Origin of the sequence: Sulfitobacter sp. 1A13353, from assembly GCF_043557255.1 — a bacterium.
GTDB lineage: Bacteria > Pseudomonadota > Alphaproteobacteria > Rhodobacterales > Rhodobacteraceae > Sulfitobacter > Sulfitobacter faviae.
The window spans coordinates 254371-267215 of record NZ_JBIFFS010000001.1; the positions used below are offsets into that span (position 1 = coordinate 254371).

Sequence of the window (12845 nt, forward strand, 5' to 3'; positions counted from 1 at the left end):
TCCTCTGAGGGTGGCGATGGCGGCACAGAACCCCCGATGCGTGACAGATGGCCGACAGCTGCGTGACTCTTTGGCAAAGCTTTGGTGACAGCGCGATGACGTGTTACCAAAATCCGTACCCTATTTTCTTTCCGTAACATTTTGATTGAACCGAATCGCCCCGATGTGTAGATTGCGGTGCAACAACAGGAGACCCCCATGCAGGCATTCATCTGCGACGCGCAGCGCACCCCCATTGGCCGTTACGGCGGCGCCCTCTCTTCGGTTCGCGCCGATGACTTGGCCGCCGTGCCGTTGAAGGCGCTGATGGAGCGGAACCCTTCCGTCGACTGGGCGCGGGTCGATGACGTGATCATGGGCTGCGCCAATCAGGCGGGCGAGGACAACCGCAACGTGGCACGCATGGCGTCGCTATTGGCCGGTCTGCCGGTCGATGTACCGGGTGCCACGATCAACCGTCTCTGCGCCAGCGGCATGGACGCCGTGGGCGCCGCCGCCCGGGCGATCCGCGCGGGCGATATGGACCTCGCCATCGCCGGCGGGATCGAAAGCATGTCGCGCGCGCCATTCGTGATGCCCAAGGCCGAAACCGCCTTTTCGCGCAGCAACGCCGTCTATGACACCACCATCGGCTGGCGCTTCGTAAACCCGAAGATGAAGGCGCAGTTCGGCGTGGATTCCATGCCCGAGACCGCCGACAACGTCGCCGCCGATTATGACGTGTCGCGTGAAGATCAGGACGCCTTCGCCGCGCGCAGCCAGGAACGCTATGCCGCCGCCGCCGAGAAAGGCATTTTTGCTGAGGAGATCGCCCCGGTCACCATTCCACAGCGCAAGGGCGAGGATATCGTCGTCGACAGCGACGAACACCCCCGCCCCGGCACCACGCTGGAAAAACTCGGCAAGCTGCGCGGCATCAACGGCGCGGATCTCACCGTTACTGCCGGCAATGCCTCGGGCGTGAACGACGGTGCTGCGGCAATGCTGCTGGCCTCTGAGGCGGGCGTGAAGGACCACGGTCTTGCCCCCATCGCCCGCGTCGTCGCCATGTCCGCGGCGGGCGTCGAGCCACGCGTTATGGGCATCGGCCCGATCCCTGCGGTGCGCAAGGTGCTGGACCGCGCGGGCCTCACGATCGAGCAGATGGATGTGATCGAGCTTAACGAAGCCTTCGCGAGCCAAGGCCTCGCCACGCTGCGCGCCCTTGGCGTGCCGGACGACGCACCCCATGTGAACGCCAACGGCGGCGCCATCGCAATCGGCCACCCCCTTGGCATGTCCGGCGCGCGTCTGGTGATGACGGCGGCGCTGCAGCTCAAGCGGACGGGCGGCAAATACGCGCTATGTACCATGTGTGTGGGCGTGGGTCAGGGCGTTGCCCTGATCCTCGAAAACGCAGGCTGACACTTCTTTCCTCGAAAGGAACGGACCGATGTATGCACAGATGATCAAATCCACTGGCAAGGGCGTCAAATCCCTCGACGAGATGGACCCCGACGAGCGCGCCTTTCAGGAACGCATCGACGCGGGCGGCAAGATCGAGCCCAAGGACTGGATGCCCGACGGCTATCGCAAGAACCTGATCCGCCAGATCGGACAGCATGCGCATTCCGAGATCGTGGGCCAGTTGCCGGAAGGCAACTGGATCACCCGCGCGCCGACGTTGGAGCGCAAGGCGATCCTTCTGGCCAAGGTGCAGGACGAGGCCGGCCACGGTCTCTACCTCTACTGCGCGGCGGAAACGCTGGGCGTGACCCGCGACCAGATGACCCGCGACCTCCTTTCCGGGAAGATGAAGTATTCCTCGATCTTCAACTATCCCACGCTGACATGGGCCGACATGGGCGCCGTGGGCTGGCTCGTCGATGGTGCCGCGATCATGAATCAGGTGCCGCTGCAGCGCACCTCCTACGGGCCCTACGCCCGTGCCATGGTCCGCATCTGCAAGGAAGAAAGCTTCCACCAGCGCCAAGGCTTCGACATCATGATGAAGATGGCCAATGGCACGCCCGCCCAGCGCAAGATGGCGCAGGACGCGCTCAACCGCTTCTGGTTCCCGGCGCTGATGATGTTCGGCCCCTCGGATAAGGATTCGGTCCATTCCGCGCAGTCAATGGCGTGGAAGATTAAGATGAACACCAATGACGAGCTGCGCCAAAAGTTCGTCGACGAGACGGTGCCGCAGGCCGAATACCTCGGCCTCACGATCCCCGACGAGACGCTGAAGTTCAACGAAGAGACCGGCCACTACGATTTTGCCGAACCGGACTGGGAAGAGTTCTTCCAGGTGCTCAAGGGCAACGGCCCCTGCAACACCGAACGGCTGGCGGCGCGCAACAAGGCTTGGGACGAGGGCCGCTGGGTGCGCGAGGGGCTTCTGGCCCACGCCGAGAAGAAGCGCAGCAGACAAATGGCAGCGGAGTAAGCGACATGAGCAGCCCTGAATCCAGCGAATACAAAGGCACCGAAGCCGCCCCCCACGGCGACGCACGGCCCACCGAATGGCCCCTATGGGAAATCTTCATCCGCGGCCAGCACGGGCTGAGCCACCGCCATGTCGGCAGCCTGCATGCGGCGGATGCGGAAATGGCGATCAAGAACGCCCGCGACGTCTATACCCGCCGCAACGAGGGCGTGAGCATCTGGGCGGTCGAAGCCAGCGCCATCGCCGCCTCCTCGCCCGAGGAGAAGGGCGCGCTCTATGAGCCGGCGAACGACAAGGTCTACCGCCACCCGACCTTCTACGACATTCCCGACGAAGTGGGGGCGATGTGAGCACCGATCCCAAGTTCGAATTCCTCTGCCGCATGGGTGACAACGCGCTGGTGCTCGGGCACCGCGTCTCGGAATGGTGCGGCGTGGCGCCGGTGCTGGAAGAGGACATCGCGCTGGCGAACGTAGCGCTCGACCTGATTGGCCAGACCCAGCTTTGGCTGGGACTCTCGGGCGAGGTCGAGGGCGCAGGCCGCGACGCCGACAAGCTCGCCTTTCACCGCGATGTCTGGGACTTTCGCAATGTCCTGCTGGTGGAACAGCCCAACGGCGATTTCGGCCAGACCATGATGCGGCAGTTCCTGTTCGACGCATGGCATTTGGCGCAGTTGACCGCGCTGATCGACTCTAGCGACAAAGAGATCGCCGCCATCGCCGAAAAATCGGCGAAAGAGGTGACCTATCATTTGGAGCGGTCCTCCGACACGGTGATCGGCCTTGGTGACGGGACCGAGGAAAGCCACCGCCGGATGCAGGCGGCTCTCGACCTGCTTTGGCCCTATGTGGGTGAGATGTTCATCAGCGATGATGTTGACGCCGCCATGGCCGAAGCCGGTATCGCCCCCGATCCGGCGAGCATGCGCAAAAGCTACGACCAACTGGTCGGCGACACGCTGGCGGCGGCGACCCTCAGTAAGCCCGAGGACGACTTTGCCCATAGGGGCGGGAAAAGCGGCGCGCGGCACAGCGAACATCTGGGCCATATGCTGACCCAGATGCAGTGGCTGCAACGCGCCTACCCGGACGCCACATGGTGAAACCCGCCCCCCACAGCCGGCCCGCCCCCGCGCCGGTGCCGGGGGTGGTGCGCGGGTCCCCCTCGCGCGGCCCCGCCCGCGGCGAGAAGCCGTCGGTCAAGACGGTCTGGGCGTGGCTCTCCGCGATCCCGGACCCCGAGATCCCGGCGATTTCGCTCACCGATCTGGGCATCATCCGCGATGTGGCATGGCAGGGCGACACGCTGGTCGTCACCATCACACCGACCTATTCGGGCTGCCCGGCTACCAGCATCATCAACCTCGACATCGAGACGGCGCTGCACGGCCACGGGATCGAAAAGCTGGAGTTGAAACGCCAGCTCTCCCCGCCTTGGACCACCGAATGGATGAGTGACACCGGCCGCGCCAAGCTTGAAGCCTACGGCATCGCGCCGCCCCGCCCCGCCGGCGGGCCGCAGCACTGCCCGCACTGCCAATCGAAAGCGGTGGAGCGGATCAGCCAGTTCGGCTCGACCCCCTGCAAGGCGCAATGGCGGTGCTTGGACTGCCTTGAACCCTTTGACTATTTCAAATGTATCTGAGGCCCCGATGAGCCAGTTCCACCCCCTCACCGTCACCGACATTCATCACACCATCCGCGATGCCGTGGTGCTGACGCTGAAGCCGGAAGACCCCGAAGCCTTCGCCTTCACCCAAGGCCAGTACCTGACCTTCAAGCAGGATTTCGACGGCACCGAGTTGCGCCGCAACTATTCGATCTGCGCCGGTCTCGACGACGGCGAGCTGAAGGTCGGCATCAAGCGCGTCGATGGCGGGGCCTTCTCGACCTATGCCAATACCGAGCTTAAGGTCGGCGACGTGCTGCACGCCATGCCGCCGCAGGGCAAGTTCTACACCCCGATCGAGCCGGAGGTGGCGAAGAACTACCTCGGTTTCGCGGGGGGCTCGGGCATTACCCCGGTGCTGTCGATCCTGAAAACCGTGCTGATACGCGAGCCGCAGTCGACCTTCACGCTGGTCTATGCCAACCGCGCGGTGAACACGATCATGTTCCGCGAGGAACTCGAAGACCTTAAGAACCGCTACATGGGCCGCCTGACGGTGATCCACATCCTCGAATCCGGGCAGGACATGGAGCTTTTCGAGGGCCGCGTTGACCAGGACAAATGCGATGCGCTGTTTAAGCATTGGATTCAGATCGACAACATCGACACCTCCTTCATCTGCGGGCCGGAACCGATGATGCTGGCCATCGCCGAGGCGCTGAAGACCAATGGGCTGACCGACGAGCAGATCAAGTTCGAACTCTTCAGCGAAAGCCAGCAGGGCCGTCTGGCGAAACAGGAAATGGCCAAGCGCAGCGAGGGCCAGAAGGGCACCGAGATCACCGTCATCATCGACGGCGCGCGGCGTAGCTTCACCATGCAGAAGGGGCAATCGGTGCTCGAAGCCGCGCTGGAGAACGGGCAGGAGGCGCCGTTTTCCTGCAAGGCCGGGGTCTGTTCGACCTGCATGGGCAAGGTGCTGGAAGGCGAGGTCGAGATGATCTCGAACCACGCGCTGGAGGATTACGAAGTCGAACGCGGCTACGTGCTGACCTGCCAGTCCTACCCGCTGAGCGACACGCTCGTCATCGACTACGACACCCACTGAAGGAGCCGACATGCGCGATATTCACAGTTACGCCGCCGGCGAATGGCTGGCCCCCGGGGCCGGCGCCCGCAGTATCGCCAGCGCCATCACCGGCGAGGTGATCGCGCAGGCCGGCAACGACGCGCTCGACGCGGGTGCCATGCTGGGCTTTGCCCGCGAACACGGCGGTCCCGCCCTGCGGGCCATGACCTTCCATGACCGCGCACGGATGCTGAAGGCGCTGGCGCTGCATCTGATGGAGCACAAGCAAGCGCTCTATGACCTGAGCTACGACACCGGGGCCACGCTCTCGGACCACAAGATCGACGTGGATGGCGGCATTGGCACGATGCTGGTCTTCGCCTCCAAGGGCCGGCGCGAGATGCCGGACGCCCATGTCTACCTCGACGGCGCGCCCGAACAACTGGGCCGCGAGGGGCAGTTCATGGGGCGGCATATCTGCACCCCGCTGCAGGGCGTGGCCGTGCATATCAACGCCTTCAACTTCCCGGTCTGGGGCATGTTGGAGAAACTGGCGCCGACGCTGCTCGCCGGCGTGCCGGCAATCGTGAAACCGGCCACCGCCACCTGCTATGTCACCGAGCATTGCGTGCGTCTGATGCTGGACAGCGGGCTGCTGCCGAAGGGTGCTTTGCAATTCGTGAGCGGCGGCTTGGGCGACATGCTCGATTTGCTCGGCTGTCAGGATGCCGTGGCCTTCACCGGCTCCGCCGACACCGCGCTGAAGCTGCGTGGCAATCCGAAGCTCATGGAAAACTCCGTGCGCTTCACCTCTGAACAAGACAGCCTGAATGCTTCCGTCCTCGGCCCCGATGCCGTGCCGGGGACGCCCGAATTCGACCTTTTCGTCAAGGAAGTGCAGCGCGAGATGACCGCCAAGGCGGGGCAGAAATGCACCGCCATCCGCCGTATCATGGTGCCGCAGGCGCAGGTCGACGTGGTGATCTCAGCCCTGTCCGAGCGCCTTGCAAAGACCACCATCGGCGATCCGCGGGCCGAGGACACGCGCATGGGCGCGCTGGTCTCGGGCAGTCAGAAACGCGATGTGTTGGAGAAGGTCGGGCTGCTGAGCGCCGAGGCCGAGCGCGTTTTCGGCGACCCCGACAACTTCACCGTGAAGGGCGCCGACCGCGACAAGGGCGCCTTCCTGCCGCCGATGCTGTTCCACTGCGCCGACCCCGACGCCGCCGAGCGCGTGCATGACACCGAGGCTTTCGGCCCGGTTTCCACCCTCATGCCCTACCGCGATCTCGCCCATGCGAGCGCGCTTCTGAACCGCGGCCAAGGCTCGCTCGTTGCCTCCCTCATCACCAACGACGGCGAAGTCGCGCGCGAGTTGACGATGGGCTCCGCGGCCTTCCACGGACGGCTCTACTTCAACAACCGCAAATCTATGGGCGAGGCCACCGGCCATGGCTCCCCGTTGCCGCATATGGTGCATGGCGGCCCGGGCCGCGCGGGCGGCGGCGAGGAGTTGGGCGGCGTGCGCGGCGTGATGCATTACATGCAGCGCACCGCCGTGCAGGGCAGCCCCGACATCCTCACCGCCATCGGCAAGCAATGGGTGCCCGGCGCGGAAGAGATCACCGACCGCGCACATCCCTTCACCCGTCGCTTCACCGAGCTTGATCTGGGCGAGACTTTCCATTCGCCCACCCGCGAGGTCACGCTCGAGGATATCGAGACCTTCGCCCATTTCACCGGCGATACCTTCTATGCCCACATGGATGACGAGGCCGCCGCCGCGAACCCCTTCTTCCCGGGGCGCGTGGCGCATGGCTATCTGCTGCTGAGTTTCGCCGCGGGGCTTTTCGTGCAGCCCGACCCCGGCCCCGTGCTGGCCAATACCGGCCTCGACAACCTACGCTTTCTTGAGCCTGTCTCGGCCGGGGACAGCATCAAGGTGCGGCTCTCGGTCAAGCACAAGACACCGCGCAACGAAGAATACGGCGAGGTGCGCTGGCATGTGACCCTCACCAACCAGCGTGAGGAAGCGGTCGCCGAATACGACCTGCTGACGATGAATGCCGTCTGACCACGCCCCCTCGGTCGTCGCGGCACTCGCTGGCCTTGGCGGTCAGCGGGTTTGGTCGCTGATGGTCAGCCTTTTCGGCGATCTGGCGCAGGGACAGGGTAATGCGATCGACGGACCGGTGCTGTCGCAGATCATGTCCGCGCTCGACGTGCGGCCCGAGGCGAGCCGCGTGGCGCTGCACCGGCTGCGCAATGACGGCTGGCTGCAGTCGCACAAGGTGGGGCGGATCAGCCAACACAGTCTGACCGCCCAAGGCCGCGCGGAAAGCGCCGCCGCCAGCCCGCGCATCTACGCCGCAGCGCCGGACCTGACCGAGCCTTGGCAAATGGTATTGACCGAAGAGAACGGACGCGAGACCGACAGTGCCCTGCGCGGCGCGGGTTTCATCGCCGCCCTGCCCCGCGCCTATGTCGGACGGGCCGAGAGCGTCGCGCCCGAAGGCTGCCTTGCCCTGCCCGGCGCGCCGCCGCCCGATTGGCTGCGGCGCGCGGTGGAACCCGCCGAGCTTGAAGCCGACTATGCCGCGCTTTTGGTCGCCCTTACCGGCTTGGATGCCGAACTTCCCGACCCAGAGCAATTCACAGCCCTAGACGTCGCCGTGCTGCGCTGTTTGATCGTACACAATTGGCGGCGATTGGTGCTGAAGCACCCCGCCCTGCCCGGTGGGCTGATCCGCCCCGAGTGGCCCGGCTACCAGTGTCATCTACTCGTCGACCGCCTGCTACATCGCTACCCGCGCCCCGCATTGCGGGATCTGGCCGCCGCCTGACGCAGCGCAAAGCCCTGCTTTCCCATGCCGGACAAGCAGGATATAGACGTGCTCATGACAAATTTCCTCTATCAGAACGACCTGCCGAATGACCTCGACCTTGGGCCGATGGTCGCGATTGATTGCGAAACGATGGGGCTGCATCCGCATCGCGACCGGCTCTGTGTCGTGCAGCTTTCGGGCGGCGATGGTCACGCGCATCTGGTGCAGGTCGCCAAGGGCCAGACCGAGGCGCCGAACCTCTGCGCGCTGCTGGAGAACCCTCATGTGCTGAAGCTGTTCCACTATGGCCGCTTCGACATTGCCGCAATGCTCAACACCTTTGGCGCCACCGCGACGCCGGTCTATTGCACCAAGATCGCCAGCCGACTGGTGCGCACCTATACCGACCGGCACGGGCTGGCGAAGCTTTGCCAAGAACTTCTGAGCGTCGATATTTCGAAACAGCAGCAATCCAGCGATTGGGGGGCCGAAGATCTGACCCAAGCGCAGATCGACTATGCCGCCTCTGACGTGCTTTACCTGCACCGGCTGCGCGATGAACTTAACAAACGCCTGATACGCGAAGGCCGGATGGACATGGCGCAGGCCTGTTTCGATTTCCTGCCCATGCGCGCCCGGCTGGATCTGGAGGGATGGCCGGACACGGACATCTTCGCACACGCATGAACACACCTTTCCTCGACACCGCCCGCCGGGTGATCCGCTGCGAAGCCGACGCGCTGACGCTCTTGGCCGACAACCTCGATGACCGCTTTCGCGCCGCGGTTGACCTGATGCGCACCTGCAAGGGCCGCGTGATCGTCACCGGCATCGGCAAATCGGGCCATATCGGCAATAAGATCGCGGCGACGCTGGCCTCCACCGGCACGCCCGCGCAATTCGTCCACCCGGCCGAAGCGAGCCACGGCGATCTAGGCATGATCACCGCCGCCGATGTGGTGCTGGCAATCTCCAACTCCGGCGAAGCGCCCGAGCTTGCGAACCTCATCGCCTATTCGCGCCGCTACGAGATCCCGCTTATTGGCCTCACCAGCCGCCCCGAAAGCAGCCTTGGCCGCCATAGCGACGTGGTGCTTGAACTGCCCCGCACGGCAGAGGCCTGCGGCACCGGCGTGGTGCCCACCACCTCGACCACGCTGACGCTGGCGATGGGCGATGCCGTGGCCGTGGCGTTGATGGAAAACCGCGCCTTCACCGCCGAGCATTTCCGCGACTTCCACCCCGGCGGCAAGCTGGGCGCAAGGCTGAGCCGCGTGGCCGATCTGATGCATGTGGGCGATAAGCTGCCGCTGGTCACCGCCGACGCCCCGATGCCCGAGGCGCTGAGCGAGATCAGCCGCAAGGGCTTTGGCGTGGTCTGCGTCACCGATGCGGAAGGCGCGCTGGCCGGGATCATCACCATGGGTGACCTCGCCCGGCATTTGGATGGCTTGATGACCATGACCGCCCGCGATGTCATGACCCCCTCGCCCGTGACCATCACCCCCGACGAATTGGCCGAAAAGGCCGTGGGCGTGATGAACAGCCGCAAAATCACCTGTCTTATCGTGACCGACCCCGCGCAGAACGACGGCAAATCGCCCATCGGCCTGCTGCATATCCACGACTGCCTGCGCGTCGGGCTGGGGTGACGCCGGATGAAGGGGGATCGCCACTCTCGTGTCGTGTCGTGGCTGAAAGTGCTCTTTCCGCTAATCGCGCTGGCGCTGCTATCGACCCTGTTCCTGCTGTCGCGGGCGATTGAACCGCAGGCCGTGATCCCTTTCGCGGACAAAGAGGTTCAGGAACGGCTGCGCGACCAGCAGATCACCGGCCCTTTCTATTCCGGCACCACCGCGGATGGCGATCTAATCTCTTTCTCTGCCGAAAAGCTGACCACCCCCGGCGGGGAGACCGGCACCAATGAGGCCGAAGACATCAAGGCGACGCTGGACCTAGAAGGCGGCTCCAAAATCACGCTGCACTCCAACAGCGGGCGGTTCGACACCGGCGCAGAGGCGGCGGAACTGGCGGGCAATGTGCGGGTTAGCACCTCAACCGGCTACGAAATCCTGTCCGAGCGGATGATCTCGAACCTCACCACGCTGGACCTGCAATCGCCCGGCCCGGTGCGCGCCACCAGCCCCGCGGGTGAGATCACCGCCGGCAGCATGGCCATCACCAACCGGCAGAACAGCGCCGGATCGCAATTGCTTTTCACAAAGGGTGTGAAACTGATATACACCCCGCAAGCAACGAAAGAGTAACTGCCTTGAGACACTTGTTTATTTTGATGCTGCCGCTGTTTTTCGCGCTGCAGGCCGCCCCTGTCTCTGCACAATCTGCCAATGTCGCCTTCGGCGCGCTTGAGCAAGACACCAGCCAACCCGTCGAAGTGACCGCCGATAACCTGTCGGTCGACAATGCCACGGGCACCGCCGTCTTCACGGGCAATGTATTGATTTCTCAAGGCGAAATGACCCTTTCTGCCGGTAAGGTTGAGGTCGTCTATCGCGCCTCGGATCAGGGCATTGCCAAGCTGGAGGCCACCGGCGGCGTGGTCTTGGTCGCGGGGGAGGACGCCGCTGAATCGCAGCGCGCCGATTACGACATCGACGCCGGCACCTTGGTGATGCGCGGCGATGTGCTGATGACCCAAGGCCCCAGTGCGCTGAGCGCGCAGGAAATGACGGTGAACCTGAACGACGGCACGGCGCAGATGTCGGGCGGCGTGAAGACCATTTTGCAGCCCGGCAGCGACAACTGATGCCGCCCGAGCTGAAAGTCGCCGGGGGCGATTCCGGCCTGCGCATTCAACATCTGCGCAAGTCTTACCGCAAGAAAGCGGTGATCCGCGACTTTTCGATGGCGCTTGACCGGGGGGAGGTCGTGGCGCTTTTGGGGCCGAACGGCTCAGGCAAGACGACGACATTCTACGCGGTGGCCGGTCTGGTCACGCCCGAGGGCGGGCGCGTCACGGTGGACGGCAAAGACGTGACCACCCTGCCGATGTACCGCCGCGCGCAGCTTGGCATCGGCTATCTGCCGCAGGAGATGAGCATTTTTCGCGGGCTGTCGGTGCAAGACAACATCAGCGCAATCCTCGATATCCGGGTCAAACACCGCCACCAGCGCCGCGAGCGGCTGGAAGAGTTGCTGACCGAATTTTCCATCGAACACCTGCGCCGCGCACCTGCCCTGGCGCTATCGGGCGGGGAACGACGCCGGGTGGAAATCGCCCGCTGTCTGGCCGCCAACCCGAACTATCTGCTGCTTGATGAACCCTTTGCCGGGGTCGATCCAATCTCGGTCGGGGACATCCGGCAACTGGTTGCCGACCTCAAGAAACGCGGCATCGGGGTGCTGATCACCGACCACAACGTGCGCGAAACCCTAGAGATCGTGGACCGCGCCTATATTCTGCATGAGGGCAAAGTTCTGATGTCCGGAACGCCCGAAGAAGTTGTGCAAAACGAGAATGTCCGCCGCGTCTACCTTGGCGATAATTTCCGTATTTCCTAAGACTTAGCGCGTTTTTCCGGGCCTGCCAGCCCTCGGCGAAGCCTTGCTCGCATGATGCGGAAAACCGCTCTGATTGTAGCGATAAAAGGATGGCGCGCGCATCGGCGCCATTGACTTTCAAACCGAAACGCGGCCTCATTGAGCTATGGTGACATCGCGTTCCTGTTTGATCCTGCATCGCCCTTCCCGCGAAGGAACGGTCAAAATCATCCTGGTCGCAGCGCCATTCCTCCATATCTGAAAGTTGTCGCGCTCCACGCATGTGGACCGTTTGGCAATGTTCGGAACAAGAAAGACAAGGAGACGATATGCGGTATCAGATCAGTGGCAAACAGATCGACATTGGCGACGCGCTTCGGACACATGTCCGGACCGAACTGGACGAGGCGGTCAGCAAATATGCCGAACGCCCGACAGATGCGATGGTGGTGTTTTCCAAAACGGGCCACGAATTTGCCTGCGAGGCGACCGTGCATCTTTCCACCGGTCTCAATGCGTCGGCCAAGGCCAAGGCGACAGAGATCTACGCCGCCTTCGACAGCTGCTGCGAAAAGATGGAGAAGCAGCTGCGCCGCTACAAGCGCCGCCTGAAGGACCATCACAAAGAACGTGCCGAACCGGTTGAACTTCTGGGGGCGTCCTCCTATATCCTCGCGTCAGACAGCGATTCAGATGCGCAGGAACCTGATACCCTCCAACCCATGATCATTGCAGAGATGCAGACGAAGGTGCCAACTTTGTCTGTCGGCGAAGCGGTGATGCAGATGGAATTGTCGGGCGATCCGGTGCTATTGTTTCGCAAGGAAGGCCAGGAAGGGATGAATGTCGTGTACCGCCGCGAAGACGGCAACATCGGCTGGATCGACCCTTCGTAACCCACGGCGGTAACTTCCGCCACAGAGCAGGGCGAGCGGAATGGATTTCGGCAAACTCCTCAAGCCAGAGGCCGTGAAGGTTTTGACTTCGGCTTCGAGCAAGAAGCGTCTGATGCAGGATATCGGCGAACTCGCCCAGCAAGCCTATGGGCTGCCGGCCGGCCAAGTGGTGGACGCGCTGATGACGCGCGAAACCCTCGGGCCGACCGGTGTCGGCCATGGCGTTGCCCTGCCCCACGCGCGGATGGACGGGATCGACAAGGTCGTCGGTGCCTTCGTCTTGCTGGACAAGCCGATTGATTTCTCCTCGGTCGACCGGCAACCGGTCGACGTGGCCTTTGCCCTCTTCGCCCCCGAAGATGCGGGGGTGGAGCACCTCAAAGCATTGGCACTGGTGGCCCGCACGCTGCGCGACACCAGCATCTGCACCAAGTTGCGGTCGAACCCCGACCCGGCCACGCTTTACACCATCCTGACCGAAGACAAGGCCGATAAGGCGGCTTGATTTTGGGGCGCAT

15 protein-coding genes are annotated in these 12845 nt (G+C 63.7%); all 15 read left to right on the forward strand.

Going from position 1 to position 12845, the window contains the following annotated elements; all coding sequences use genetic code 11:
* Nucleotides 1–198 precede the first annotated feature (198 nt).
* Entirely contained in the window at nt 199–1404 is a 1206-nt protein-coding gene (pcaF, locus tag ACGYLO_RS01275) for a 3-oxoadipyl-CoA thiolase (RefSeq protein WP_271688713.1), read from the forward strand.
* A gap of 28 nt (nt 1405–1432) precedes the next feature.
* Nucleotides 1433–2425: a 1,2-phenylacetyl-CoA epoxidase subunit PaaA gene (gene paaA, locus ACGYLO_RS01280; protein WP_271688712.1), complete on the forward strand. Its 993-nt coding sequence runs from the start codon at nt 1433–1435 to the stop codon at nt 2423–2425.
* A 5-nt stretch (nt 2426–2430) separates the two neighbouring features.
* Nucleotides 2431–2775, forward strand: coding sequence for a 1,2-phenylacetyl-CoA epoxidase subunit PaaB (gene paaB, locus ACGYLO_RS01285; protein WP_231886377.1), 345 nt, complete (start codon nt 2431–2433; stop codon nt 2773–2775).
* A 32-nt stretch (nt 2776–2807) separates the two neighbouring features.
* Nucleotides 2808–3530, forward strand: coding sequence for a 1,2-phenylacetyl-CoA epoxidase subunit PaaC (paaC, locus tag ACGYLO_RS01290; protein WP_331619011.1), 723 nt, complete (start codon nt 2808–2810; stop codon nt 3528–3530).
* A complete protein-coding gene (gene paaD, locus ACGYLO_RS01295; RefSeq protein WP_271688710.1) occupies nt 3524–4072 on the forward strand; it encodes a 1,2-phenylacetyl-CoA epoxidase subunit PaaD in 549 nt (182 codons plus the stop codon). The genes paaC and paaD overlap by 7 nt, the downstream gene beginning before the upstream one ends.
* Nucleotides 4073–4079: 7 nt before the next feature.
* Nucleotides 4080–5144 (forward strand): 2Fe-2S iron-sulfur cluster-binding protein, encoded by a 1065-nt coding sequence (locus tag ACGYLO_RS01300; RefSeq protein ID WP_271688709.1) that lies wholly within the window; start codon nt 4080–4082, stop codon nt 5142–5144.
* Nucleotides 5145–5154: 10 nt separating this feature from the next.
* Complete coding sequence (paaZ, locus tag ACGYLO_RS01305; RefSeq protein ID WP_271688708.1) at nt 5155–7179, forward strand: phenylacetic acid degradation bifunctional protein PaaZ; 2025 nt, start codon at nt 5155–5157, stop codon at nt 7177–7179.
* Nucleotides 7169–7948 (forward strand): PaaX family transcriptional regulator C-terminal domain-containing protein, encoded by a 780-nt coding sequence (locus ACGYLO_RS01310; protein WP_271688707.1) that lies wholly within the window; start codon nt 7169–7171, stop codon nt 7946–7948. Before paaZ ends, ACGYLO_RS01310 begins: the two co-directional genes overlap by 11 nt.
* A 54-nt stretch (nt 7949–8002) precedes the next feature.
* Nucleotides 8003–8617: a ribonuclease D gene (locus ACGYLO_RS01315; RefSeq protein WP_271688705.1), complete on the forward strand. Its 615-nt coding sequence runs from the start codon at nt 8003–8005 to the stop codon at nt 8615–8617.
* Nucleotides 8614–9582 carry an SIS domain-containing protein gene (locus tag ACGYLO_RS01320; RefSeq protein ID WP_271688704.1) on the forward strand — a complete coding sequence of 323 codons (969 nt, stop codon included), beginning with the start codon at nt 8614–8616 and terminating at the stop codon, nt 9580–9582. The genes ACGYLO_RS01315 and ACGYLO_RS01320 overlap by 4 nt, the downstream gene beginning before the upstream one ends.
* 6 nt (nt 9583–9588) lie before the next feature.
* Complete coding sequence (gene lptC, locus ACGYLO_RS01325) at nt 9589–10197, forward strand: LPS export ABC transporter periplasmic protein LptC (RefSeq protein ID WP_271688703.1); 609 nt, start codon at nt 9589–9591, stop codon at nt 10195–10197.
* A 26-nt stretch (nt 10198–10223) separates the two neighbouring features.
* Nucleotides 10224–10697: a lipopolysaccharide transport periplasmic protein LptA gene (gene lptA / locus ACGYLO_RS01330; RefSeq protein WP_394374296.1), complete on the forward strand. Its 474-nt coding sequence runs from the start codon at nt 10224–10226 to the stop codon at nt 10695–10697.
* Complete coding sequence (lptB, locus tag ACGYLO_RS01335; protein ID WP_136720275.1) at nt 10694–11452, forward strand: LPS export ABC transporter ATP-binding protein; 759 nt, start codon at nt 10694–10696, stop codon at nt 11450–11452. Before lptA ends, lptB begins: the two co-directional genes overlap by 4 nt.
* 308 nt (nt 11453–11760) lie before the next feature.
* The gene (gene hpf, locus ACGYLO_RS01340; protein WP_067267651.1) at nt 11761–12327 is read left to right on the forward strand and encodes a ribosome hibernation-promoting factor, HPF/YfiA family; all 567 of its coding nucleotides are present in this window, start codon (nt 11761–11763) and stop codon (nt 12325–12327) included.
* A gap of 40 nt (nt 12328–12367) precedes the next feature.
* Nucleotides 12368–12832, forward strand: a complete 465-nt coding sequence (locus ACGYLO_RS01345) for a PTS sugar transporter subunit IIA (protein ID WP_067630567.1) — start codon at nt 12368–12370, stop codon at nt 12830–12832.
* Nucleotides 12833–12845: the final 13 nt, after the last annotated feature.